We start from the raw sequence: 25,337 nt of genomic DNA on the forward strand, positions 1-25,337 counted from the left end.
TGGCAGGGGCGGGATGGGCCTCGTTGGTGGCGGACGGGCCGGGTCGTGTGCTTTCGGCATCCGTCGGCGACGATGACGGGTCCGCTGTCGGGCCGGGGGCCGGCGAAGGCGCGGAAGAGGCGTCATCGTGCGCGGGCACCAGAGGGGCTGCAGCCTCATCGCGCCGGCCGAACAACGCATCGTAGACGGCCAGCGGTTGGGCGACCGGTAGCACGCCTTGGCGCATCCGCGGATGCGATATCCAGCTCGAGGTTCCCGGTGTCGCAGCAGGCCCGCCACGGCGAAGCTCGGCGGACTGCCCGCCGCCTTGTGGCGGTGCCATGCCGGACGACGACGCCGACACAGCGCCGGATCCGGCCAGCGCGCCCGCGCGCCCACTCGCGTCGCCACCCGCGCCACTGCCCAATTCGGCACCCGGGCCCGCCGTGTCAAGCACGGCAGGCGTCAGGTAGGCTGCGTGGCCACCTGTGGTCGTATCGGGCGAGGCGCCGGCGTGCCGAGCCAGCGCGCGTTGCACCGCATGGAAAACGAACTGGTGGATCGAGCGCGAGTCTCGAAAACGCACCTCGATCTTGGATGGATGGACATTGACATCGACGCCTTCGGGCGGCAGGTCGAGGAACAGCACGTAAGCCGGATAGCGGTCGCCATGCAGCACGTCCTCGTAAGCGGCACGCACCGCGTGCGTAAGCAGCTTGTCGCGCACGAAACGGCCGTTGACGAAGAAATACTGCTGGTCGGCGCGACCGCGGCTGGCGGTCGGCAGGCCGGCAAAACCATAGATCTCGACCGGGCCGGCCACCTCCTCGAGCGGCAGATGCGACGTCGCGAACGCATCGCCCAAGATCTTCGCGGTGCGCGCGGCGGCGCTGGCCGCGTTCCAGTGCTCGACGGCGCGGCCGTTGTGCAGCACCGAGAACGCGACATCCGGGCGCGACAGCGCGGCGCGCCGGATCACATCTAGGCAATGCCCAAGTTCGGTCTGCTCGCTCTTGAGGAATTTGCGGCGCGCGGGGGTGCTGAAATACAGATCGCGCACCTCGATCGTCGTGCCCACGCCGCCGGCGGCCGGTGACAGCGCACCGGTCTGCGCATCGATGCGGGTGGCGTGCGGCGCGTCGGCAGTGCGGCTCGTGATGCTGGTCTGCGCAACCGATGCAATCGACGCGAGCGCCTCGCCACGGAAGCCCAACGTGCAGACGCTCTCGAGCTCCGCGAGCGAGCGGATCTTGCTGGTGGCGTGGCGCATCAACGCCAGCGGCAATTCGTTGGCTGCGATGCCGCAGCCATCGTCTGCGATCATGATGCGCTTGACGCCGCCGGCGTCCAGCGTGATGCGCAGCGCTGTCGCGCCGGCGTCCAGCGCATTCTCGATCAACTCCTTGACGACCGATGCGGGTCGCTCGACGACCTCGCCCGCCGCGATCTGGCTGATCAACTGATCCGGCAACGGCTGGATGGCGCGCGTTGGCCTGCCGTGCTGCTGCATGGTAGGTCCGCCGGTGGAAGCCGGGCCGGCGACAGGGCCCGGATCGGCGGCAGGGCCCGGATCGGCGGTAGGGAATGACGGCGTCGCCGGTGGCGATTCGCTATCAACGGATGGGCGTGCCGCGTCGGACATGCCCGGCTCAATGGACTGTGACATCCATCTATTATAGCGAGACGCCGCTGCCCAGTCGTGACGGGGTTGGGTGCGCTGGCGACCGGACAGTTTCATCGGGGCAGACTGAGTATTCCGGTATCATCCACGCCAATTTCCGTGGTTTCAAGGATGTCTTTTGGATACCTTCCTGCAATTTCTCAGCCTTATTCTGCATATCGACAAGTTTCTGGGCGACTTCATCCAGCAGTACGGCGCTTGGGTGTATGTCGTGCTGTTCCTGATCGTGTTCTGCGAAACGGGTCTGGTCGTATTGCCGTTCCTGCCGGGCGACTCGCTGCTATTCATTGGCGGTGCGTTTGGCGCGTCCGGCTCAATGGACCTGCTATGGCTGAACATGCTGTTGCTGGTGGCGGCAATCGGCGGAAACACGGTGAATTATCTGATCGGCGGCTATATCGGACCGAAAGTCTTCGATGTGCACTGGAAGTTCGGCGCGCGCTTTCTGGATCAGGCCGCGTTAACGAAGACGCATCAATTCTACGAGCGTCACGGCGGCAAGACGATCGTGCTCGCGCGTTTCGTACCGGTGGTGCGCACGTTTGCACCGTTCGTGGCCGGCGTATCCGGCATGAGCATGATGCGCTTTCAACTATACAATGTGCTGGGCGCGTTGCTGTGGGTTGTGCTGCTAACCGTGTGCGGCTACTGGTTCGGCAATATCCCGTTCATCCGCGACCACCTGAATACGATCGTACTGGTCGGCGTGGCCGCGGCCATCGTGCCGGTGGCGCTGGGCGCGGGCTGGAAAATGTTGCGCCGGCGTCGGGCCGGCCAGCCGCAAGCGCGCTGACGTATTACGCCATCCGGTTCTTCGAGAGCGGCGGATTCGCGGCGAAGTAGCGCTTGATGCCCTTTAGGATCGCATTGGCCATCTGATCGCGGTACGCTTCGGAGTTCAGTCGCTGCTCCTCGTCTGGATTGCTGAGGAACGCGGTTTCCACGAGGATCGACGGAATGTCCGGCGCTTTGAGCACCGCAAAGCCTGCTTGCTCGACGCTGGCCTTGTGCAGTTTGTTGATGCCACCGATCTCCTTGAGTACGTAATTGCCGTATTTCAGCGAGTCGCGGATCTGCGCGGTCGTCGACATATCGAACAGCGCCCGCGTCAATGTCACGTCCCGGGTCTTGAAATCCACGCCGCCGATCTGATCGGCGGCGTTCTCCTTTCGCGCGATCCAGCGCGCCGCGGCGCTGGTTGCGCCGCGCTCGGATAGCGCGAACACCGACGAGCCGCGCGCCTGCGGCGAAGTGAACGCGTCCGCGTGAATCGACACGAACAGGTCGGCCCCGACACGCCGCGCCTTTTGTACACGCACCGCGAGCGGCACGAAAAAGTCCGCGTCGCGCGTCATCATCGCCCGCATGTTCGGCTGCGCGTCAATTTTTGCGCGCAGCCGCTTACCGATGTCCAGTGCGACATGCTTCTCGTAAGTTCCGGCGCCGCCGATCGCGCCCGGGTCCTCGCCGCCGTGCCCGGGGTCGATCGCCACCGTCAGCAAGCGGACCGTGCCGGGCTGGCCCGACGGCACCTTGAAGCCGTAGCTCTCGTCGTCACGCCGCGCCGCTAGCGCGCCCCTATCGGCGTCGCGGTTGAGCTGCGGCGGTGCCGATGGCGCTCGTTCGGGCTTGGCCGATGCGCTGCCCCGTGGCGGCGCCGTATCGGCCTGCGCAAAGCGCTGGAAGAACGCATCGCTGCTGTCGCTTGCAGGGTCGCGCCCACTGGCCGGCGGCACGATGCCGGCTAGCGCGTCGCGCCCCGGGGCGCCGTCGGATGGCGACGGCATCGCGAGCGCCGGGCCCGACAATGTCGCGCCGGGGACCGAACGTTGCTCGAGCGCTTCTTCCTTGCGTTGCGTCTGCGCGAGCAGCTCCAGCAGCGGATCGGGCGGCACTGCCGGATACAGGTCGAACACGAGCCGGTATTTGTACGAGCCGACCGGGGTGAGCGCGAACACCTGTGGCTTGACCGACCCCTTCAGGTCGAACACCATCCGGACCACGTGCGGCTGGAACTGGCCCACGCGTACCGATTGGATTTGCGGGTCGTTGGGCGTGATCTTCGCGACCAGATCCTTCAGCGTTTGGTCCAGCTCCAGTCCATCGAGATCGACGACGAGCCGGTCTGGTTCCTGTAGCAGTTTTTGCGAATTCTGCAGCGGTTGGTCCGACTCGATCGTCACGCGCGTATAGTCACGCGCCGGCCACACGCGCACGCCCAGCACCGCGGCCGCGTGCGCGACGCGCGGCGCGGCCAGGCCCAGCAACAGCGTCGAGGCGCCCGCGCGCAGGATCTGCCGGCGTCGCCAGCAATGCGATGCGGTGGCGGCGGATTCAATCGAGCGGAACGGTTTGATCAGCATCGGGCAACGCACTCTTTTCCGGTTTCGCTATAGGCACGCGCAGTCAGCTTGCGGCCTTCACCTTGGACTTCGAGGTCGATCTGCAGGTCGGGTACGCCAAGCACGCCGCCGGCGCGCTGCGGCCACTCGACTAGGCACAGCGCCCCGGTGTCGAAGTACTCACGAAAACCGGCATCTTCCCATTCCGCCGGATCCGCAAAGCGGTATAGGTCAAAGTGAAAGATCGACAGCGGTGCGCCGTCGACGTTCTCGATTGTATAGGGCTCGACAAGCGTGTAGGTTGGGCTGCGCACGCGTTGCGTGTACCCGAGCGCGCGCAGCAGCGCGCGCACCAGCGTCGTCTTGCCGGCACCGAGTTCGCCGACCAAGTGCACTTGCATGCCATGAGCGGGCGTGGCACGCATCGCCGCCGTGATCGCCGTGGCCAACGTTGCGCCGAACGCGTTCGCCGCGTGCTCGTCCGGCAGTGCGAACACGCGTTCTGTCAACGGACGAGGCGAGGCTTGTGCGTCTGGCATTGCGTACAATAGGAACGATGAAACAACCGCCGGATACCGAGATTCACCGCGCGACGCTCACCGACGCCGATCTTGCGTCGCTGGCACGCCGTGTGCGCGAATGGGCGCGCGAACTGGGCTTTAGCGCAATCGGCATCTGCGATACCGATTTGTCCCATGCCGAAGCGGCGCTCGCCGCGTGGATCGACGCAGGTTATCACGGCGAGATGGATTATATGGCCAAACATGGCATGAAGCGTGCGCGGCCGGCCGAACTTGTACCCGGAACGCAACGGGTCATCAGCGCACGAATGCCGTATCTGCCCGCCGAGACGCCGGCGTCGTGGCGCGCGCGTGAGCATGCGCGGCTGGCCGATCCGAGCGCTGCGGTGGTCTCAATCTATGCGCGTGGTCGCGATTACCACAAAGTGATGCGCCAGCGCCTGCAGCGTTTGGCCGAGCGGATCGAAGCCGCCATCGGCCCGCTTGGCTACCGGGTGTTCACCGACTCGGCGCCGGTGCTGGAGGTCGAACTCGCGCAAAAGGCCGGACTCGGATGGCGCGGCAAGCACACGTTGCTGCTCGATCGCGACGCCGGTTCATTATTTTTTCTCGGCGAGATCTTCGTTGACGTGCCGTTGCCCACCGATGCGCAAAGCCAGCCGTCGCGCGCGCCGTACCACGCGGGCGCGCATTGCGGCGCCTGCACGCGCTGTATCGACGCGTGCCCGACGGGCGCCATCGTGGCACCGTACCGGCTCGACGCGCGTAAGTGCATCTCGTATCTGACGATCGAGTTGCGCGGCAGCATTCCGGTCGAGCTGCGCGCGGCGATTGGCAACCGCGTGTACGGATGCGACGATTGCCAGCTCGTATGCCCATGGAACAAGTTTGCGCAGCCGAGCGGGTGCGCGGACTTCGATGTGCGTAATGGGCTGGATGGCGCGCAACTGATCGAACTGTTTAGCTGGAGCGAGCAGGATTTCGACACGCGCCTGGCGGGCAGCGCGATCCGCCGGATCGGCTACGAGCGCTGGCTGCGCAATCTCGCGGTTGGACTGGGCAATGCGTTGCGCGCCGGTGGCGGCGCGGCGGGGCGCGACGCTGTGTTGGCGGCGTTGCGCAAGCGCGAAGACGATCCGTCTGCGCTGGTGCGCGAGCATGTGCGCTGGGCGTTGGACCACGGATAGACGTCGCCCATCAGCCGGCTGTCGCGATGCCGCAGACACGATTCGGACGTAGAATCGACCCGTCCGTGCCGTGTACCACTGCGCGCGCCCAGGAGGATTGGCATGTTCAATGCCGTGATTGATGCACCATTCGGACGGGTCGGTATCCGCAGCGACGACCGGTTCGTTCATGAAATTGTCTATCTGCCCGGCACGATCCCGCTGTGCAAGCCGGACAATGCGCTGGCCCGGCAGGCGGCAGCGCAGATCGTCGCCTATTTCGAACGGGCCGACACGGTGTTCGATTTGCCGCTGTCGCTCGCCGGCACCGCGTTCCAGCGCCGGGTATGGGACGGTATCTGTCGCATTGCACCCGGCACCGTCTGGACCTATGGGCAGCTGGCGGCGTCAATCGGCGCGGTGCCGCGTGCCGTTGGACAGGCGTGCGGGTCCAACCCTGCGCCGCTGGTCGTTCCATGTCATCGCGTCGTGGCGGCAAACGACCTCGGCGGCTTTGCGCATCATGCCGGCAAAGGCTTTTTTCGCGACGTCAAGTGTTGGCTGCTGCGCCATGAAGGCATCCGGGTGCCGCAGCAAGGTGAGTTGTACGCATGAGCGACGTGCAAGTCCAACCGTTAAGCGCGTATCGCAGCACGAGCGCGCAAGCGATCGACGCGTTTTGCGACGCGCTGTGGCTCGAGCATGGGTTGTCCCGTAATACGCTGGATGCGTATCGGCGCGACTTGTCGCTGTATTGCGATTGGCTCGCGGCGACGCACGAGCGCACACTCGATGCGACGCGCGAGTCGGACCTGAATGACTATCTGGCGGTGCGCAGCAATGGCAAAGCCAGCTCCGCGAACCGGCGCCTGTCGGTGTTCCGGCGCTACTTCGCATGGGCGCTGCGTGAGCATCGTGTCGCGGCCGATCCGACGTTGCGCATCCGTTCGGCCCGGCAGCCGCCCCGTTTTCCGTCCACCCTCAATGAAGCGCAGGTCGAGGCGTTGCTGGGTGCGCCGGACCTGGACACGCCACTCGGGTTGCGCGACCGCGCGATGCTCGAGCTGATGTACGCGAGCGGGTTGCGTGTCTCGGAGTTGGTCACGCTCAAAACGGTCGAGGTGGGGTTGAACGAGGGTGTGGTGCGCGTGATGGGCAAGGGCGCGAAAGAGCGTTTGGTGCCGTTCGGTGACGAGGCGCGAGGCTGGCTGGAGCGCTACCTGCGCGAGGCACGCGCGGCGCTCCTCGGGGCGCGCGGCGCCGATGCGCTGTTCGTGACGGCGCGCGGCGGCGCGATGACGCGTCAGCAATTCTGGAACATCATCAAGCGATATGCGTTGCGCGCCGACATTCACGTGCCACTGTCCCCGCATACGTTGCGGCATGCGTTTGCGACGCATCTGCTTAATCATGGCGCGGACCTGCGCGTGGTGCAGATGCTGCTTGGCCACAGCGATATTTCGACGACTCAGATTTACACTCATGTTGCACGTGAGCGCCTTAAGGCGCTGCATGCAATACATCATCCGCGCGGGTGAGTGTGCGGGACTGATTGGCTTGGTGGGTGGTAAGCTTTGCGCTGCTCGTGTATGCGAGCGCGTGGCTCAAATGCCGTGCGCCGGCTGCGTTTCTGTGTGCGCTGCTAAACAGTCAACCTTTGGGCCCGACCAGGGCTCGCACGCCTAGCATAATCCATGACTGTCTTTTCCCATTTTCTTAATCGCCAATCGCAATAATCTGGTTTAACTGTTCACATGCAGCTGCGAACACATCATCCGGCACGCGCTTCCACGGATGTGCCTTCGCTCCCCGCGCTCGCCAGTCAAATGACTTGGGCTGGTGTCCAAGCACGTAGCTCGTGACATTTTTCGCCCCCTGACACTTGATAGCAAACGGATGGGTGTCATTGAAGTCGGCAGTTGTCATCGCAAGCCCGATGACGATACCGGAAGTTTCAACGTGTTTATACGTTCTGCGCCTGATGCGACACGAAAGTCGGGCAGTTCGTTGTTTCACCGCCGATGTTAGACGGCGGTGCAGGCATGGGGGGAGCCTCAAGTATGGGCAGCTAGATCCGCTGCAAACGCGGTATGAGAGGTTAAAGACAGCGCTAAGGCTGAAAACAACACAACACGACTCGTTCGGATGCGCATAGGGCTTTCTCAAAAAGACGGGAAGGTGAAGAGATCAACGATAGGGGCCCGCTCACAACTGCGCGCTTAGTCGAAAGCCCACCGTGACGCGGGCCGTCGATAATGTTGATGGACGATACAGGGGCGTGCCGGCAAACAACTCGTACGTGTAGGTGGCCAAGCGCGTGGGCACCGTGCCGCGCAGCCCAAGGGCCGTGCCAACGAGCCGCGTGCTGTCCTGGCCTCGTGTCAGTGGACCGAAGACTTGGCCATAGTCAAGCGCCGCGTAAGTGTGCTGCCCGGTGTGCGCGATCGGCGCTTGCAGTTCATTGCGCCAGTAAAAGCCGCGCTCGCCGGCGAGCATTGTCTCGCCATCGAAACCACGCACCGTGTAGCGGCTGCCGAGGGTCAAGCTATCCAGATAAAAAAGCCGGTTGTTGGTGAACTGCCCGTGTGCGGCACTGACGTAGCGCAACGGCTGGCTCGCGAGCGTGAACGGCACGGACAGATTCGCATCGAGCGATGCCATGCGCAGTCGATACGTCGGATAGCCGCGTGGCAACGCCGGCGTTGCGCCGAGCCAACCCAGACCATGCCGATACGCGAGCAGGCCGTCAAACTGTGCGCCGCCGACATAATGCCGGTGGGTCAAACCCAACTCGATAAACGTATTATTACGTCGTTGTTGTTTGATTTCGGTGTCTTCGATAAAGCTCGCGCCAAAGCGCTTAATGCCGCGCAGCTGCACACCGAACACACCGGCCTGGCTGCGCGCCAGTGTGCGATGCACGCGCGCGTCGACGAACTGGCTATTGCCGCTCGCGACAAAGGCGTGGTTCACGCCGGCAATCTGTTGGTAGTAAGTGTTGGTACTGGCGGACAGCGATGTGGTCCAGTACCCATACGGGATTGAATAGGAAGCGTTCCAGCCGTGCGAGCCGAGCCGCTTGTCGCCGAAACTCAGGTCATGGTTGGCGCCCACGTTCAGCATGTCGTTCAAGCCCAGCGGGTTATCGACGCCTATGCTCACTTGGCCTTGCAGCTTGCCGGTCGCCCGCGCCCCCGAGTTGTCAACGGAGGCGACGATCGTCCACGGCTTGGCACGCTTCACCTGGATTACCACGTCACTCTGACCTAGCGTCTGGGCGGGTTCAATGCGCATGTCCACGTCCTGGCTCGGCACGCGCTTGAGCTGCTCTAGGCCTTGTTCGAGATCGCGCAGATTCAGCGCGTCGCCGGCTCTGGCCGGAAACGCGGACTTCCAGGTGCCGCGTATGGTCGGATCCGAGAAACGCACGGCATGAATCACGCCCGGCACCAGCGTGACGGTCAACTCGCCGTGCGACAGATCCTGCTCGGCCAGCATGACCCGTGTTGTGATGTAGCCGCGACTTAAAATCTCCTGTGCTAGCCCACTGACAATCCGGTCCAAGCCTTGCTTGCCGACGCATTGACCCGCGTAGTGCGCAAGCCATTGGCGTGCAAATGCGAAGCGGTCCTGGGGCAGCGCCGAGGCGCCTTGTGCGCGCACGGATGCCGGTAGAAGCTCGGGCACCTTAAGCGCGAGGCGGTCAATGCGAAAGCACGGCTGCTCGGCGGGCAACACCGGGTAAGCTGCGGCGGGCGGTGCGCTGGAGCGTACAGCAGGCGTGTTGATGGCCTGTTCGCGCTCTTGTGCCTGGCGCTGTTGCTCAAGCCGCTGTTCCGGATAGGCTGTCTGCGGTGTCGGTTCGGGCGGGTTTTGCGCGAGCGCCCCGGGGCTGGCGCCTATGCCGCCGAGCAGCAGGGCCGCGCACCCTGCAAGCGGGCCAGCGTAGCGAAGGGGTACCCGTGCTGTCGAGGTTAGCAAAGCAGGCGCTCCTTGGCAAATAGGGGCTGGCGCGGCCAGCGGGGACCTGATATTGACATGGCGAGGCGGCCCGCTGGGACGAGCCGGTCCGCCCCACGCAGTGTTTTTTCCGATCGAAAAAGGGGGGTGTCCGGGGCGCGGCACAGGTGGTTGGCCCATGGCGAATCTTTATATTAAGGTAGTTAAATTGCCCGACGAGGCTAACCTATATGGCAACGCGTTGGATTCTAGTGAGTGTTGAGCCGGTGTGGCGTGTGAGCCGCACCCGCTGCGTGGCGCTCTGGCTAAGCGCGTGGCCAGCGTGGGGCCTTGCGCAAATCGTGCCGGCTCCTGGGGGAGAGACGCGCGTTATTCAAACGCAAAATGGTCTGCCGCAGGTCGATATCGCCCGGCCGTCCGGGGCAGGCGTGTCGGTCAATCACTACCATCAGTTCGACGTCCAAGCGCCCGGCGCGATCCTGAACAATGCTTCGGCGATTGTTAAAACGGATCGAGCAGGCTATATCAACGGCAATCCGCACTTCGGCCCGAATCAGTCGGCGCGCCTCATCGTCAACGAGGTTCATAGCCTAGAGGCAAGCCAGCTGCGTGGCCCTGTGGAAGTGGCAGGTCCGCGCGCTGAGGTGGTGGTCGCTAATCCGTCGGGCATTGTCGTGAACGGCGGGGGCTTCATCAACACAAGCCGGGCGACGCTGACGACCGGACAACCTTACTATGGCGCGGACGGCTCGCTAGCCGGCTTCAACGTGTCGCGTGGGCTGATGACCGTGCATGGTGCGGAGTTTAAAGCGTCGGACATCGATCAAGTCGACCTGATCGCACGCGCGGTGCAGGTGAATACCGAAATTTACGCCAAAAACTTGAACGTGGTGACCGGCGCGAACCAAGTGCCTTACGACACGCTAGCGGCCACGACAATTCATGGCGACGGGCCGGCGCCAAGCGTATCGATTGACGTTGGCCAACTTGGCGGTATGTACGCCGATCGGATCGTGATGGTTGGCACCGAACACGGCGTGGGAGTGCACAGCGCGGGTAAGATTAGTGCGCAGGCCGGTGAATTGACGCTGACGAGCGAAGGCCGCCTGGTGTTGACGGGCAAGACGCAGGCGAGCGGCAATATCGGGCTGTCGGCCGCTGGCGGGATCGATCATCGCGGCACGATCGATAGCCGACAGTACCTGTCTGTAAATACGGGCGCCGACCTTGTCCACAGCGGAATGCTGACGGCTCAGAATGATGTCACGGTGAACGCTGGCAGCGTCCATTCGACTGGTACGCTCGGCGCGGGCGTAAATGGTGACGGCTCAATGGCCCAATCCGGCGACCTGCAAGTGACGGCGGCGGGGCTGTTGAGCGTGACCGGCAGGCACGGCGCAGGCAGCGACGTGTCTCTGGCGGGTAGCGACGTGTCCCTAACGGGCAGCAACGTGAATCTTGCCGGTAGCCTTACCATCGCAAATGGCGGCCTGACGTTGAATGCCAACGCGGGCGACCTAAATCTATCGGCCGCAACGACGAGCGCGCAAGGCGGGATCAAGGCGACCGCATCGGGCACATTAATTAACGACCACGGCAAGCTGTCGAGCGGCGCGGACGTGACGCTGATGGGCGGCAGCGTGTCGAACCAAAGCGGCAAAGTCTCGGCGCAAGGCCCGCTGTTAGTGAAGACAGGCGGACAAGTTGCCAATCAGAGCGGCGAGCTGCTGTCGCAAAGTACGGCCGAGGTGCACGGCGGTGCAATCCTGAATCAACAAGGCATTATCGAGAGCGCCAGCCACATGACTGTTGACGGCGCATCGCTGGACAATTCCGGCGGCCGGGTGACGTCACTCAACCGCGACGGCCTGTCCGTCACGACGAGCGGCCAGTTGACGAACACAGCGGGCACGACGGCGAACGGCGCGCAAGGCGGTGTGATCGGTGGCGAGGGCGACGTGACGGTACAAGGAGGAAGCGTCGCCAATCACAGTATGATGTCGGCCGGTGTGCATTTGCGTGTGACCGGGCAATCCGTGGACAACGGCAGTGGCACGCTGAAGGCCGCTCAGAACGTCACAGTCGATGCAGGTTCGCGTCTTTCCAATGCCGGCGGCACGATTGTAGGGCAGGCGGCCACATTGAGCGGAACGACGCTGGACAACAATGCCGGGACCGTACAGGCAGATCGGTTGTCGTTGAACGGCGCCGACTTGCTCAATCGCGGCGGCTCCATAACGCAGACCGGAACCGATCCGATCGACGTCAACATTAGCGGCACGCTCGACAACTCGAACGACGGCACGCTCAAGACCAACAGCACGGATCTGAAACTTGCCCCCGCGGCGTTGATTAATGGCGGCGGTAAGCTTTATCACGCAGGCAACGGCACGCTGACGCTCGGCAATGGCACAGGCTCTGTTTCGAACGTCGGTGGTAAGATCGACAGCAACGGCCAGATCGTCGTCCAAACGAACACCTTCAACAATACGTCGGGGTCTCTGGTCGGCCAAACCGGACTCACCGCGACGTTCGGCGGCACGTTGACGAACGACAACGGCACATTGGAGACAAGCGCGGGGGCGGCGATCCTTCATAGCACCACGCTGTCGAATCACGGTGGTTCGATCGGCGCACCCCATTTGAGCCTGACCGTCGATTCAACGCTGGATAACGACGAAGGGATGATCGAAGCCAACCAGCTTGCATTGAAGGCGGCGGACCTTACGAACCGCGGCGGCAAAATTACGCAATGGCAAGCGTTGCCGATGACCGTTGAGGTAAGTGGCAAGATCGACAACTCGAATGGCGGCACGCTCAAGACCAACAGCCATGAGCTAACGCTCGCTCCCGCTGAGTTGATCAATTCAGGTGGCACGATTACGCATGCCGGCACAGGGACGCTGACGGTGGCGCCGGGGCACAGCGCGGGCCGTCTGAACAACACATCGGGCCGGATCGAAAGCACGGGCCAGGCGCTTATTGAAGCCGGCGACCTACACAACGTACAAGGGGGCGTGTCGGCCCAACGCGGCATCATCGCCACGATCAAGGGCGATGTCAATAATACGCAAGGCCTGATGCGCTCGGACATGTCTCTGTCGTTGACGAATGAAGGCGCGCTCGTGAACCAGGCCGGCCATATTCAGGCGGGCCAATCGACATCTGGCGATACGAGTACGCTCGAGATTCAAGCCGCGTCGATCGACAATACTGACGGTTCGATCAACGATCTCGGCACGGGCAACATGACCGTGCAAGGTACAAACCAAATCGTCAACAGCCATGCGGGCGGTGTTGCCGACATGGGCAAGATTACGGGCAACGGCGATGTGACGATAAGTGCGGCGTCGATTGTCAACGCGCAAGGTGGCCAACTGAGTGGTGCGACGCTCCACGTTCAAGGGGCCACGCTGGACAATCGTGGCGGCAAAATCGGTAATCTCGCCAACTCTAACGGCGACGTGGTCGTGACAATGACTGGCGCAGTGACGAACACGGATGGCTCGATTAGCTCGACGCGCAACCTGACGGTAGCGGCGGCCACGCTGCAAGGCGGCGGCACATACGGCGCGGCCAACGATGCAACGTTGCATCTGCAAGGCGATTACACGGTAGCCTCCGACACGCAGTTCAATGTCGGTCACGGCCTGACCTTCACGTTGCCGGGCACGTTCACAAACCACGCGAACCTGCAATGTGTCCCCAATCTGAGCGTCAATGCAGGCAATATTGTTAACTCCGGTTTGATCTCGGCGGTTAGTTTGCTCCGTACGCATTCGGGCCATCTGACCAATACCGGAACGCTGGTTGGCGGCAGTGCGACGATTCAGGCGCACGGTACGGTGTCCAATCTGGGGCCGACGGCGCTGTTGGGCGCCTCGGACAGCCAAGGCCTGCTGGAAATTCTCGCGCGTGACATCGAGAACCGCGACGACACGACGGCCATTGACACGATGGCAAAAACGGGAATCGTTGGCATGGGCAAGGTCGTGTTGGCCGGGGGCAAGGATGCCAATGGTCACTACACGAGAGCTGCGCTGATCAACAACCAGTCTGCGCGGATCGAGTCCGGCGGCCCAATGCAGTTGCATGCCGACAGGGTCCTGAACACGCGCCGCGTGATGAGGACCTCGGGCTTCACCGAAAACGTTGCCCCGGCCTTGCTACAGCGACACAACATCAGCATGCAAGGCTGCACTGCGATTTATGGGGAGGCCTGTCACGGCCACAATGTCCCTTGGCCCCCCATGCCCAGGCCGGACATGACGAACATGATTGGCGGCGCATTCACCGAGCCGCCCCAAGGCGGCCAGTGGAACAGCGGATATCAGTACACGACCTACGAGGGCAAGGCGGTCGCGAACACTGTGACGGACATCAGCCCAGCCGGACAAATCATCTCGGGTGGAGCCCTCGACGCGTCGGCAGTCGGCCTGCTGCAAAACTATTGGAGCAATGTGGCGGCGCTCGGCGATATCCAGCAACCCACCCACCTGGACATGGATGGTTGGGCCGCCAGCGGCCAGCAGGCGCCGATGGTCAGAGTGAGGTACTCGGGCCAGTATCATTACAACAACTACGACAACAGTGAACACAACTGGCAGTTGCCGTTTGGCGATGCGCCGTTTGTCACTGGCCGTCCGGGAGGCTATACGCAAGCGGCACCTGCCGACATCAAGGATTATAGGCTGCCAAGCTACGACGCGACCTGGGGGGCTAACGGCACGATTTCCGGCACGGGCGTGAGCATCAACAACCCGGCGAGCAACCCATCGGTTCCGTCGCTCGGCCTGCCCCCTGGCCAGTCGGTGCCAGGGCTGACGATCGGCTCACTCAACGGCAACGCAAGCGGGAAGAAATCGCCGGGGATGCCAGTACGGGGCAGCGTATCGACGATCGTCGATCCAATCATCGCGAGTGCCACGGCGCTAAACGTGCTGAACAACCTGACGATTCCGCAAGGCGGGTTGTTCAGACCGAATCCCGCACCGAACCCAAGCTATGTGATCGAGACGAACCCCGCGTTCACGAACCACAAGCATTTCATTTCGAGCGATTACTTTTTCAAGCAGATCGCCGTCGATCTTACGCCCCTCGTGAAACGTCTCGGCGATGGATTCTACGAGCAGCAACTGGTGCGCAATCAGGTCACAGCGCTCACGGGCAAGGCGGTGCTCGGTCCGCACACGGATGTGCAGTCGATGTACCAGTCCCTGATGGCCGCCGGTGCCGCGTTGTCCAAGTCGCTTGATTTGCCGATTGGCGTGAGCTTGTCAGCCGAACAGGTGTCGAAGCTGACGAGCAACGTGTTGATGATGGAGACGCGCGTGGTCGACGGTCAGTCGGTTCTGGTGCCGGTCGTGTATCTGGCGAAGACTAGCCAGCAGAACATGGACGGCCCGCTGATTACTGCGACAAATATCGATCTGCAGAATGCGCAGTCGTTCACGAACAGCGGCACCGTCAAGGCAGAGCATACGCTCGCCATTCAAGGCAAGCAGATCGACAACGCGTTCGGCGCGCTGCAAAGCGGCGGCCTGATGTCACTCACGACCGACGGCAAGATCGACCTGACGTCGGCCAACGTGAAGGCCGGCAGCCTGCAACTGGATGCGGGGAAAGATCTAGTTCTCGATACCGCGACGAAGACGACGCATCAGGTGAGCCGTGACGGCGCGACGCGTGTCACGACGAGGCTGGGACCGACCGCGAAATTGGAGGTGGCGGGCGACGCGAGCATCGTGACTGGGGGGGACGTCCAGCAGCATGCGGGTAATCTTGTGGTTGGCGGCGATCTCAGTACCGATATCGGCGGTCACTGGACGCTCGGCGCGCAGCAGATCGGCGAGCACAAAATTGTCCAGCGTGCGAATGGTGTATCGAACACAGACATCAACCGTGTTGTCGGCAGCTCGGTCAAGGTCGGCGGTATGTCCAATATCAACGTTGGCGGCGACCTCACGGCAAAGGGTGCACAGATCGACCTCGGGCAAGGCGGCAACGTTGTTGCCAAGGGGGACGTGTTACTTGGCTCAGCGAGCGCGACAACGACCACGAATAGCAACAGCTCGGGTAGCGACAGTCATGGCAGCTATGCGGAGACGCTGCATACGTTGAATCAGACACTCACGGGCACGACACTCAAGGGCGGCAACACCGTCAATATCGTGTCGGGTCAGGACATCACGGTCAGCGGCAGTGCAATCAGTCTGGACAAGGGCCGTGCGAATCTGCTGGCGGCCGGAGACGTGAACGTGGGCGCGGTGACTGAAACGCACGTGTTGAATTTGCACGAGACGCATAGCCACAGCAATGTCGTGAGCGGATCCCAGGTCGCGAGCGGTATTGACCAGACGGCGGTCTACAGTCAAGGCAGCACGATTTCAGCCGACGGCGTGACGGTGGCAAGTGGCCGGGACGTCAACATCATGGGCAGCCATGTGGTCGGCACGCATGATGTGAAGTTGCAGGCGGGCCGCGATGTCAACATTACGAGCTCGCAGGACAGGGCACAGTCGTCGAGCTACTATGACAAGAAGGAATCGGGTCTGCTGTCCGGAGACGGACTGGCCGTGACGATTGGCTCGCGCGCGCAATCGGACCAGGCGCAGTCCTCGTCGGTCACGCATCACGGCAGCGTGGTCGGTTCGGTCAAAGACAGCGTGACGATCGAGGCGGGCAACGAGTTGCACGTGAAAGGCAGCGACCTGATCGCCGCGAAGGACGTGGTGGGCACGGCCAAGACGGTGACGCTGCAAACTGTGACCGATGAGCAGCACCATAGTGGACAACATGCGATGCGGCAAAGCGGCGTGACGCTCGGAGTCCAAACGCCGGGCATCGCAGTGGTGAATAATGTCGTGCAGCAGGCCAGCGCGGGTGCCCACAGTCAAGACGATCGGGTACGGGCGCTGCGCGGGATAGCCGGGGCCAGTGGCCTGTACGATGCGTACAAATCGGTGCCGGGCGAATTGGGCACGCTGGCCAAGGGCGAGCTGCCCGAAGCGAAGCTGACGATGAGCGTCGGCTCGTCCGGCAGCCGCTCAGCGTTCAGCGAGGACCGCACGCAAGCGCGCGGCAATCGCGTGCAGGCGGGCGGGAGCGTGACATTCCAGGCAACGGGCGAGAAGGGCCAAGGCCAGGGGAACGTGATCATTCGCGGCTCGCAGATTGATGCGCAAAACATCCACCTTGCGGCCACCGACCGGGTCGATCTGGTCAACAGCACCGACACCGAGCGTGTGCGTAACGACAATGGCTCAACAAGCGGTGGCCTCGGCGTATCGATTGGCACGAAGGGGCTTGGCGTGTCGGCGTCGGCCGCGCGTGCCCACGGCGACGGTAACACGGATGGGGCGATACAGAACAACACGCATGTTCGTGCACGCGAGACCGTGACGATCAAGAGCGGTGGCGATACGAACGTTGTGGGCGCGAACGTGAAGGGCAATCGGGTGGTCGCTGACGTGCAGGGCGACCTGAATGTGGCGAGCGTTCAGGACACCAGCGTGAGTGCGGCGCACCAGCATAGCGCGGGCGTCGGGCTTAACGTGAGCCAGGGCGGGGGCAGTGCCAGTTTCAATGTGCAGAACGGCCACGCGCGCGGCAACTACGCGAGCGTTGCCGAGCAAGCGGGGATCGAGGCTGGCGAAGGCGGTTTTGACATTGCCGTAAAGGGCAACACCGACCTGAAGGGAGCGTTGATTGCGAGTGAGGCGGCAAAAGCGCAGAATCGCTTGAAGACGGGCACGCTAAGCTACTCGGCGATTGAGAACCACTCAGATTACCAGGCGAGCACCTTGGGCATGAGCGGTGGCGCAACGACCGGCGACGGCGGCAATGTGTACCAGCCGACTGGATCGACGTCGGGCAAGAATGCTGGGGGAGCGTCGCCGCTGTATCTGAGCGAGAGTGGCAGCAGTCGTGCTCGCACGCAGAGTGCGCTCAGCGATGCTGAGATCGAGATTACGAACCCCGACCAGCAAAAGCAGGCTATCGCGGGGCTGAACCGTGATGCGACGCATTTGAACGGCCGGGTGGGTCAGACGCCGGACGTCCAGCAGAGCTTGCAGCATCAGGGCGAGCTGATGAGCGCGATGCGTGATGCCGGTGAGGCGGTTGCGCGGCGGATCGGGGACGTGGCGGATGCCAAGCGCGACGCCTTGCTCAAGGCGGCCAGCGAGAGCGACGATCCGCAACGGAAGCAGCAGTATTTAGCTGAAGCGAACCAATGGGATGAGAGCGGAAGCTACCGTGTTGGCCTGCAGAGCGCGGGCGGCTCGCTGGTGGGGGGCATTGGCGGAGGGCTATTGGGAGCGGCGCACAGCGGCGCGGGGTCGTTGGTGTCGGCATTGTTGGCGAACAAGCTCGATGAGGTGAGCCGGCAGATTGCGGATCAGAAGCCGACCGGTAATGCGGAGCTGGACAAGACGCTGGGCAACATTGTGGCGAATGCGATGTCGAGCGTGGCGGGCGGCGTGGTCGGCGGGGCGCAAGGGGCGCAGGCGGCATATAACGTCGATCGGTTTAATCGGCAGTTGCATCAAGATGCGAATCCGCGCAAGGACGAAAGAAAGCGCATTGAACAAGACATCGCACCGGCGTACGCGGCGGCGCATGCTGGAATGACGGTAGAGGAAGCTACCGATATTCTTGCGGCTCAATTGTTGCGTCAAGTAGATATGACAGCGGCGAGCCAGGGCGGTTGGGACCAGGATGCCTCGAACTATTTGAATGCGTATGCGGCGACCCATCCCGGTGAGACGATCGGAAAAGACCAATGGGGCAATGCGGTGCCGTTGTTTGGCACGGCGGCTGGGTATCAGCGCAACGACAGTACGATCTTTAGCGCAATTCCGCAGACAACGAACCCGCCGCCTCAGTTGGGACTGGGGGCGGTTGGAGGATACTTGGCCGGGATGGGGCAAGGGCTGGCTGGTACGATCGGGCATCCATTGGACACGCTGTGGGGCGGGATTAAAGGCGCGTATAGGCTGGTCACGGATCCTCAGGGCACGGCGCAGCAGATGCAGGAGGCGACGCGTGCTGTTGTGGTCCAAGCGGGTGAAGGAAATTTCAAGCCCTCAGGTGAGCAACTGGGACAGCAGTTTGGCTCGACAGTTGTAGGTACAGTGACAGGTATTGGAGCAGGGAAAGCTGCTACTACGATTAAAGGCAAAGCTGCCCCGGTCGCCGATAACCATTCCACAGTACACGGGGAAAAACATGCAGCAAACACAACGGCAGGGGCCGACAGTGCTGTAAATGTGGCAACCTACAAGCCTCTAAAAAATCAACTCGTAAATGAAAATATTGCGAATATTGCTGCGGCGGATTCTAGGCTTGCTGTAGTAATCAATGAAAGCAGAAAAGGGAACGTAAACTTTTCAATTGGAAGAGGTACAGTGAGTGAGTCCGACTATCTCGGAAAGCTTTGGGTCGGTGATGGTGCGAAGAAAACCAGTGACGGTTCTGGATGGATCAGTGCGGATGGAACGCGCGTTTATCGGCCTCCAATGCAAAAGGTGTCACCTTATGCAGTTACTAGTATCCAGGCAAATTTTGAAATATATAAGATTAACGCAGTAACCGGTCAGCGTGTTAAGATAGGTAATGGTCACTTAAACGTGATTGATTAAGGGGTGAGCAATGCGTGCGGTTCTAAAGGGAATATCTTGCGATGAGTGTAATTTGAAAGAATATGTGCCTGAGGATAGGAGGTGTTTTTTTTTGAATCTCCATCTTTGTATTGGATTGATAGATAAATCAGGTGCAGACAATTTTGAACTCTATGTCTGTACGCCAGAATGGCTAAATAAGGCTATATGGGAACCCAAGTGGGGGCGTTACTTGCTCATTGTTCAAGAGTACGATTTACTAATAATCGAAGAATTTATTCGTGGCTACATAGAACAATGCGATGGAGCAGATTGGAATGCCATTGTTGCAAAACTGGCAAGGATGTTTGCTTGGGAATTTGAAGACTATCAGGCATGAGCGTACCCCTAATAATAGGATAAGCTTTATTCAGTTGCATCAAAATGCGAGTCCGCACAAGGACGAAAGAAAGCGCATTGAACAAGACATCGCACCGGCGTACGCGGCGGCGCATGCTGGAATGACGGTAGAGGAAGCTACCGATATTCTTGCGGCTCAGTTGTTGCGGCAGGTGGATACGACAGCGGCGAGCCAGGGCGGTTGGGACCAAGATGCCTCGAACTATTTGAATGCGTATGCGGCGACCCATCCCGGTGAGACGATCGGAAAAGACCAGTGGGGCAATGCGGTGCCGTTGTTTGGCACGGCGGCTGGGTATTAGCGCAACGACAGTACGATCTTTAGTGCAAGTCCGCAGACAACGAACCCGCCGCCTCAGTTGGGACTGGGGGCGGTTGGAGGACACTTGGCCGGGATGGGGCAAGGGCTGACTGACACGATCGGGCATCCATTGGATACGCTGTGGGGCGGGGTTAAAGGCGCCTATGGGCTCATCACGGATCCTCAGGGCACGGCGCAGCAGATGCAGGAGGCGACGCATGCTGTTGTGGTCCAAGCGGGTGAAGGAAATTTCAAGCCCTCAGGTGAGCAACTGGGGCAGCAGGTTGGCTTGACGATTGTGAGCGCAACGATAGGAGCGGGGGCTGGAAAAGCGGCGACTGTGCTCAAAGGAAGAAATACTTTATCTTCCAGCTACATGTATGACGCCATGAACCCTGGGCCCCTACCAGATGGAGTCGCTGGCACGTTTGCAGGAGGACGTTACAGTGTTGGAACCGTTCAAGCTTCTGATACAGTTTTTTTAGGGCAGGAGATGCGAGCAATCCGGGTGGTTCTTTTTTTAGCTTTAAGATGCCGCAGATCGTGGCGCGAACGCGTATTGACAATGCAGTAAAGCCGCATTGGATAGACCCTTCAACGGGGGCAATCACAGGTGCCTCACCCATCAACAGTGCCATTAGCGCTCGATTTCCGGTCGGAACAAAGTATTATTACGGCCCAGTTGGTAATCAGGGTGGAGTGTACCTTGGTGGTCAAGATAACATACAGATTTTCATTCCAAATGCTCGTGCCATTGGGACGTTCACGCCTATAAAACCATTGAAATGAATAAACTTAGTACGCTCAACCAGTTAGCAGATACATTGCTTAGACTAGTGAATTTACTTGCCCTAGATCCGTCATGCCAATGGGTACATAAATTTAAGCTTGATTTGGAACAAGTGAATCGACTGAAAGAAATGTCTTTCAATTCGAGTGATCTTGCAAATCTATCTGCTTCTATTAGACAAGTATATGGAGGAATGGGGTCGTTCAACGACTACGAACCAACTCGGTATGATTCAGTCACGGGACGATATACTCTTATTGCAGGAACAGAGGATTTTGATATGTTGCGAAGAAAGGTTTTTGATTTGGCAATGGCATTAATCACGGTGGAACCTAGTGATTTGCCATGAAAAGCCAGACAACAGTTGAGATTGGAGAAACAGCTTCAATTGGCAGTTACATCAAGATGCGAATCCGCGCAAGGACGAAAGAAAGCGCATTGAGCAAGACATCGCACCGGCGTACGCGGCGGCGCTTGCTGGAATGACGGTAGAGGAAGCTACCGATAGGCTCGCGGCCCAGTTGTTGCGGCAGGTGGATACGACAGCAGCGAGCCAGGGCGGTTGGGACCAGGATGCCTCGAACTATTTGAATGCGTATGCGGCGACCCATCCCGGTGAGACGATCGGAAAAGACCAATGGGGCAATGCGGTGCCGTTGTTTGGTACGGCGGCCGGATATCAGCGCAACGACAGTACGATCTTTAGTCGGCGCTGCAAAAAGTTTGAGATGCTGTTGCGGTCAGGCGCAGAAGCCGATCGGGGGGTTGCGTAACTCCCAGAAAGATAATCCAATAGGGGCAATTTCTGGGAGTTTTAAACACTGCCGATGAGCACGAGCCAGACAAGTTCTTGTGGGACACCGGATTTTTTTCGTAGCCGCCTGGACGCGATGATTGATCTACGGCACCCGCTTGCGGTGCTGGCCACGCGTATGCCATGGAGCACGATTGAAGCGATGCTCGTCCCGCTGTTTGAGCGGCGCACGCGCGAAGGCCTAAGCAGCACAGTGCCCGATCTGTTCGGGATGGCGCCCAAGCTGGCTGGCGCCGGTGTAAGCGTAGCCGGACGCTTGCAATTACCCATATCTCGTTAGCGCGAATTCATAGCCGAGCTGGATATCGATCAGGCGCCGCATGCCGCGCCACATGACGGTGTTTCCTGGGGCAGGATCACTAGCGCGAGCCAAATAGCCACCAAGCCGGGCGAGCTTGATCGAGTTGCGCAATAGCGGCGGCGCTTGCGCGCTACGAGGTGAGTCCTGGACGACACGTCCAAGCAATTCGATTTCGTTCTGTGTGAATACCACCTCGGGCGGCGCCTGCGGGACAGACCGGCTGATCATAGTGAGCCAGAATATGCGCCAACTCAGGATGCAGAACACGCTAATCAGGTTCGCGAGCCTGTCGGCCGTACGCAACTTTGACTCTTCTGCCCTGCATCCCGATTTCAGGATCTTATGGAATGTCTCGATCTTCCAGCGCATGGCATACCAGTTTAATTTTTCGACTGCCTCGGCGCGCGATCTGACTGGCATATCGGTCACCAGTTTCCACTCAATGCGAGCTCGTCCACGGGGTGCATTGCGCTCTTGGGCGTGAATAATGGTCAGCTGCAGTGCAGGGTAGCGCTTGTGCTTGCCAATCGGCGGTAATACCGTCATTCGCTGGTAGCGAAGTTCAAGCGTAGCGGTCATCGGACGGCCCTTCTTATCACGAAGCTTAACGCGGTGCAATCCCTTAAGCTGGATCTGCTCCATTTCGTGTGCGACAGTGCACTGACCATCGCCGGCTAAGCGATCAACACAAGTGCGCACTAGGAAATGTGTGCATCAATCGTATGCGGTACAAAACAGCTCATCAATGTCGCTTTCCCGATCACCGATGTGAATGCAACGGGCAGGCTCACCGAGCAGTGCCGTTGACTGGCGCATGTTCTCTAGCCAGCGATAACTTTCCTTCTGCTCAATTGGTACGCGCGTCGGATTGACATGTCGCTTGAGCGCCATGCAACCCTTGAACTGGCTGCGCGTCCAGAACTTTACCGCTGCCAGGCCCAGCGGCAGTCCCTCCGCTGTGATAGCCAGACTCGAATGCATCAGGATGCCGCATTGTGTCAGCGGCTGTTGCAAACCATGTCTTGCCGTCCGGATCGAGGTTTTGCCCGTGTAGCCGACGAGTTCGGTGCGCTCGCGCTGGTACGAGAATGTCGTTGTATCTTGCACAATGAGAACGGGGCCCTGTGTCGCCCTCAAACGCTCAGCACTAGCCTGAAAGTGTCCGCTCAGGATATCGTGTTCATTGACACGCTTGTTGCACAGGAAACGATAGGCCGCTTTGGTTGAAGCCCAGTCCTGGCACGCAAATGGAATCGTCTGGCCCATGCCGTTCCATAGTTGGATCAAAAGCTTGCCAAAACGCTTGCGTAGCCGCGAGTGGATAGCGTCAAGCAGAATGGCCGGTTTACCGACAATCGTCTTGGCCGGTCGACCGGGATGATTGTCGGTGGTTATTCAGCCATGGTTGTCGCTCCTATTTTGTGATTGTCGCTGGATAATTGTCGGCGTCGCCGCATTGACTCAGGTTTTTTGCTACCGAGCGGAGCCTGTTGCCTCATGTAATTTGTTACCCGTCAGAATGCTGGCGGGGACGACTGATGACGAGGCGGCTCAGCATGAGAACACGACGGGAATTGATAGAGGCGGTTGGCGAGCGGTACCGCCGCTCTGAGCGGAGCGAGAAGCGCGCGATATTGGACGAGTTTGTCCAGGTGACGGGCTATCACCGCAAGCACGCCATCCGTGTGCTGTGCCGCGAGCCTGGGCCGCCGAGGACGAAGCCCGGCCCCCAGCGACGCTACGACGATCAGGTGCGGGCCGCGCTGATCACGCTATGGGAGGCGGCCGATCGGATCTGCGGCAAACGACTGAAGGTGCTCATCCCAACGCTGACCGATGCGATGGCACGGCATGGTCACCTGACGCTATCAAAGCAGGTTCGCCAACGGCTGAGTCAGATCAGCGCCGCCACCATTGATCGGCTACTGCATGACGTGCGCGAACAGGCTTTCGCGGGTCAACGCCGACGCGCTGGTGGAGTGGGTAACGCAATTCGCCGTGCCGTGCCGATCCGCACCTTCGCTAACTGGAATAATCCGCCACCCGGCTATCTTGAGGTTGATTTCGTCGAGCATTGCGGTGGCACCAAGATCGACGGCGAGTTCGTGCATAGCTTCGTGATGACCGATATCGCGACCGGCTGGACCGAATGCCTGGCCATGCCCTATCGAAGTGGTGCGTTCGTTCTCGAGCACCTCAAACGGGTTAGCCGAGCATTGCCGTTTGCGCTGCGTGGTCTGGATTGCGATAACGATACCGCTTTCATGAATGAGGCCGTATTCGACTTCTGTAAGGCAACGGGCATCGAGCTGACACGCTCTCGTGCGTATAAGAAGAATGACCAGGCGTGGGTCGAACAAAAGAATGGATCAGTCGTGCGCCGCCTCGTCGGGTATGGCAGGTTACGCGGACTTGAAGCGACGCGAACCCTTGCTTGCCTTTACCAGGTGTCACGTTTGTACATTAACTTCTTCCAGCCTTCATTTAAGCTGAAATCGAAGACACGTCATGGCGCGAGAGTCACGAAGCGGTATGAAGCGCCGTTGACGCCGCTCGAGCGCGTGCTGCGCTCGGCGTCGGTGCCGCAGGCAGTCAAACGCAGACTACGCGCTCAGTTTCGAGCGCTCGACCCACTGGAGCTGTTGAGCCGAATGCGCGAAGCGCAGCAGCACGTCGCGCAATGTAGCGAATCCGGCACGACGCCAACGCAGGCAACCACACCTGCTCGTGCTCCCCTTGCGGATTTCCTGGCGAGTCTTGGCACAGCGTGGCAGGAAGGCGAGGTAAGACCAACGCATCAGCGAAAGGCGCGTGTGCCTCATACTTGGCGCAACCGGGAAGATCCATTCGAGCATACGTGGCCGACGATACAGCGATGGCTGGAAGCCGAACCGGGCATCACGGCCAAGAAGCTACATGAGCGTCTCGTTGCCATGGCGCCGGCGATGTATTCCGGCGCGCAGCTGCGCACTCTACAGCGCCGTGTGAAGGCATGGCGATCGAACCGCGCCAGAGAACTGGTAGCCAGAATACTGGGTGATGCCGACGCGATGAAGGCTGGCGCTGCTACGCAGCACCAGCCTTCATTGAAAAAAAACGGAGAGTGACAATTATCTGAGAGTAACATCATCCCATGAGGCAACACGCCGGCCAAGATGATTGTCGCTGTCCACGCGAGTCTGCAAATTCGCTTGCTTCAACTTCATGCTCAAACCATGCTTGGTTATCTGCCTTTCGCTTCCCTGCCATCTCGTTCGCACGCCGGTCATCACAGATGCCAAGTTACCAGGATTCGCGATTGAGATGTGGGTAATTGCAAGAGCCGGACGTCCTCGACTGCCAATCCGATTGATGGTGGGGCTGCTCTATCTGAAGCATGCCTACAACGAAAGTGATGAGTCGGTGTGCGAGCGCTGGGCACAGGACGTGTACTTTCAGTTCTTCTGCGGTGAGCAGTACTTTC

At 60.6% G+C, this 25,337-nt stretch carries 18 protein-coding genes and 2 pseudogenes; 13 read left to right on the top strand and 7 right to left on the bottom strand.

Annotation, left to right across the window (positions count from 1 at the left end; all coding sequences use genetic code 11):
• The coding region (gene mutL, locus KQH60_RS02400; RefSeq protein WP_237575020.1) for a DNA mismatch repair endonuclease MutL at positions 1 to 1,489 on the bottom strand (1,489 nt) is incomplete at its 3' end.
• A 289-nt stretch (positions 1,490 to 1,778) separates the two neighbouring features.
• Here mutL and KQH60_RS02405 point away from each other — a divergent pair.
• Positions 1,779 to 2,453, top strand: coding sequence for a VTT domain-containing protein (locus KQH60_RS02405; protein WP_237575004.1), 675 nt, complete (start codon positions 1,779 to 1,781; stop codon positions 2,451 to 2,453).
• A gap of 4 nt (positions 2,454 to 2,457) precedes the next feature.
• On the opposite strand, the gene KQH60_RS02410 is transcribed toward KQH60_RS02405, so the two are convergent.
• Together KQH60_RS02410 and tsaE are read right to left on the bottom strand one after the other, a co-directional pair.
• Positions 2,458 to 4,035 carry an N-acetylmuramoyl-L-alanine amidase gene (locus KQH60_RS02410; RefSeq protein ID WP_237575005.1) on the bottom strand — a complete coding sequence of 526 codons (1,578 nt, stop codon included), beginning with the start codon at positions 4,033 to 4,035 and terminating at the stop codon, positions 2,458 to 2,460.
• Complete coding sequence (tsaE, locus tag KQH60_RS02415) at positions 4,017 to 4,541, bottom strand: tRNA (adenosine(37)-N6)-threonylcarbamoyltransferase complex ATPase subunit type 1 TsaE (RefSeq protein WP_237575006.1); 525 nt, start codon at positions 4,539 to 4,541, stop codon at positions 4,017 to 4,019. The genes KQH60_RS02410 and tsaE overlap by 19 nt, the downstream gene beginning before the upstream one ends.
• Before the next feature lie 17 nt (positions 4,542 to 4,558).
• Between tsaE and queG the strand changes: the two genes are divergently transcribed.
• From queG to xerD, 3 genes are all read left to right on the top strand, one after another.
• Positions 4,559 to 5,710, top strand: a complete 1,152-nt coding sequence (queG, locus tag KQH60_RS02420; protein ID WP_237575007.1) for a tRNA epoxyqueuosine(34) reductase QueG — start codon at positions 4,559 to 4,561, stop codon at positions 5,708 to 5,710.
• Positions 5,711 to 5,812: 102 nt separating this feature from the next.
• Complete coding sequence (locus KQH60_RS02425) at positions 5,813 to 6,304, top strand: methylated-DNA--[protein]-cysteine S-methyltransferase (protein ID WP_237575008.1); 492 nt, start codon at positions 5,813 to 5,815, stop codon at positions 6,302 to 6,304.
• On the top strand, positions 6,301 to 7,227 hold the full coding sequence (gene xerD, locus KQH60_RS02430) for a site-specific tyrosine recombinase XerD (RefSeq protein ID WP_237575009.1): 927 nt from the start codon (positions 6,301 to 6,303) through the stop codon (positions 7,225 to 7,227). The genes KQH60_RS02425 and xerD overlap by 4 nt, the downstream gene beginning before the upstream one ends.
• Positions 7,228 to 7,405: 178 nt before the next feature.
• Here xerD and KQH60_RS02435 read toward each other — a convergent pair whose 3' ends face one another.
• Positions 7,406 to 7,672, bottom strand: coding sequence for a type II toxin-antitoxin system PemK/MazF family toxin (locus KQH60_RS02435; RefSeq protein WP_237575021.1), 267 nt, complete (start codon positions 7,670 to 7,672; stop codon positions 7,406 to 7,408).
• 222 nt (positions 7,673 to 7,894) lie between these two features.
• Complete coding sequence (locus KQH60_RS02440) at positions 7,895 to 9,670, bottom strand: ShlB/FhaC/HecB family hemolysin secretion/activation protein (RefSeq protein WP_237575010.1); 1,776 nt, start codon at positions 9,668 to 9,670, stop codon at positions 7,895 to 7,897.
• Between the two features lie 209 nt (positions 9,671 to 9,879).
• Here KQH60_RS02440 and KQH60_RS02445 point away from each other — a divergent pair, with 209 nt between their 5' ends.
• The 7 genes and pseudogenes from KQH60_RS02445 to KQH60_RS02475 form a co-directional block, all read left to right on the top strand.
• Positions 9,880 to 19,290, top strand: coding sequence for a hemagglutinin repeat-containing protein (locus KQH60_RS02445; RefSeq protein ID WP_237575011.1), 9,411 nt, complete (start codon positions 9,880 to 9,882; stop codon positions 19,288 to 19,290).
• Positions 19,291 to 19,300: 10 nt separating this feature from the next.
• Positions 19,301 to 19,648 (top strand): immunity 8 family protein, encoded by a 348-nt coding sequence (locus KQH60_RS02450; protein ID WP_237575012.1) that lies wholly within the window; start codon positions 19,301 to 19,303, stop codon positions 19,646 to 19,648.
• Positions 19,587 to 19,970 carry a hypothetical protein gene (locus KQH60_RS02455; protein WP_237575013.1) on the top strand — a complete coding sequence of 128 codons (384 nt, stop codon included), beginning with the start codon at positions 19,587 to 19,589 and terminating at the stop codon, positions 19,968 to 19,970. The genes KQH60_RS02450 and KQH60_RS02455 overlap by 62 nt, the downstream gene beginning before the upstream one ends.
• 84 nt (positions 19,971 to 20,054) lie before the next feature.
• Positions 20,055 to 20,543: a hypothetical protein gene (locus KQH60_RS02460; RefSeq protein ID WP_237575014.1), complete on the top strand. Its 489-nt coding sequence runs from the start codon at positions 20,055 to 20,057 to the stop codon at positions 20,541 to 20,543.
• A 211-nt stretch (positions 20,544 to 20,754) separates the two neighbouring features.
• Entirely contained in the window at positions 20,755 to 21,108 is a 354-nt protein-coding gene (locus tag KQH60_RS02465) for a hypothetical protein (RefSeq protein WP_237575015.1), read from the top strand.
• Positions 21,109 to 21,241: 133 nt separating this feature from the next.
• Positions 21,242 to 21,532 (top strand): hypothetical protein, encoded by a 291-nt coding sequence (locus KQH60_RS02470; RefSeq protein WP_237575016.1) that lies wholly within the window; start codon positions 21,242 to 21,244, stop codon positions 21,530 to 21,532.
• A 54-nt stretch (positions 21,533 to 21,586) separates the two neighbouring features.
• Positions 21,587 to 21,844, top strand: a pseudogene (locus KQH60_RS02475) (hypothetical protein); the annotation flags it as partial.
• Here the strand turns inward: KQH60_RS02475 and KQH60_RS02480 are convergent.
• On the bottom strand, positions 21,836 to 22,573 hold the full coding sequence (locus KQH60_RS02480; protein ID WP_237575017.1) for an IS4 family transposase: 738 nt from the start codon (positions 22,571 to 22,573) through the stop codon (positions 21,836 to 21,838). The pseudogene KQH60_RS02475 and the gene KQH60_RS02480 overlap by 9 nt on opposite strands.
• A gap of 15 nt (positions 22,574 to 22,588) precedes the next feature.
• Positions 22,589 to 23,269, bottom strand: coding sequence for a transposase DNA-binding-containing protein (locus KQH60_RS02485; RefSeq protein WP_368669312.1), 681 nt, complete (start codon positions 23,267 to 23,269; stop codon positions 22,589 to 22,591).
• A 161-nt stretch (positions 23,270 to 23,430) separates the two neighbouring features.
• On the opposite strand from KQH60_RS02485, the gene KQH60_RS02490 reads away from it, so the two are divergent.
• Positions 23,431 to 24,981, top strand: a complete 1,551-nt coding sequence (locus tag KQH60_RS02490) for a DDE-type integrase/transposase/recombinase (protein ID WP_237575019.1) — start codon at positions 23,431 to 23,433, stop codon at positions 24,979 to 24,981.
• 217 nt (positions 24,982 to 25,198) lie between these two features.
• Positions 25,199 to 25,337 (top strand): annotated as a pseudogene (locus KQH60_RS02495) (transposase); the annotation flags it as partial.

The organism is Mycetohabitans sp. B8 (genome assembly GCF_021991875.1).
In the GTDB taxonomy this organism is placed as follows: domain Bacteria; phylum Pseudomonadota; class Gammaproteobacteria; order Burkholderiales; family Burkholderiaceae; genus Mycetohabitans.

Excerpts from the sequence above, each read along its gene's own strand:
- tsaE (WP_237575006.1), bottom strand. The coding sequence starts at position 4,541 with ATGCCAGACGCACAAGCCTCGCCTCGTCCGTTGACAGAACGCGTGTTC.
- queG (WP_237575007.1), top strand. The coding sequence starts at position 4,559 with ATGAAACAACCGCCGGATACCGAGATTCACCGCGCGACGCTCACCGAC.
- KQH60_RS02425 (WP_237575008.1), top strand. The coding sequence starts at position 5,813 with ATGTTCAATGCCGTGATTGATGCACCATTCGGACGGGTCGGTATCCGC.
- xerD (WP_237575009.1), top strand. The coding sequence starts at position 6,301 with ATGAGCGACGTGCAAGTCCAACCGTTAAGCGCGTATCGCAGCACGAGC.
- KQH60_RS02445 (WP_237575011.1), top strand. The coding sequence starts at position 9,880 with ATGGCAACGCGTTGGATTCTAGTGAGTGTTGAGCCGGTGTGGCGTGTG.
- KQH60_RS02450 (WP_237575012.1), top strand. The coding sequence starts at position 19,301 with ATGCGTGCGGTTCTAAAGGGAATATCTTGCGATGAGTGTAATTTGAAA.
- KQH60_RS02455 (WP_237575013.1), top strand. The coding sequence starts at position 19,587 with ATGCCATTGTTGCAAAACTGGCAAGGATGTTTGCTTGGGAATTTGAAG.
- KQH60_RS02465 (WP_237575015.1), top strand. The coding sequence starts at position 20,755 with ATGAATAAACTTAGTACGCTCAACCAGTTAGCAGATACATTGCTTAGA.
- KQH60_RS02470 (WP_237575016.1), top strand. The coding sequence starts at position 21,242 with ATGACGGTAGAGGAAGCTACCGATAGGCTCGCGGCCCAGTTGTTGCGG.
- KQH60_RS02490 (WP_237575019.1), top strand. The coding sequence starts at position 23,431 with ATGAGAACACGACGGGAATTGATAGAGGCGGTTGGCGAGCGGTACCGC.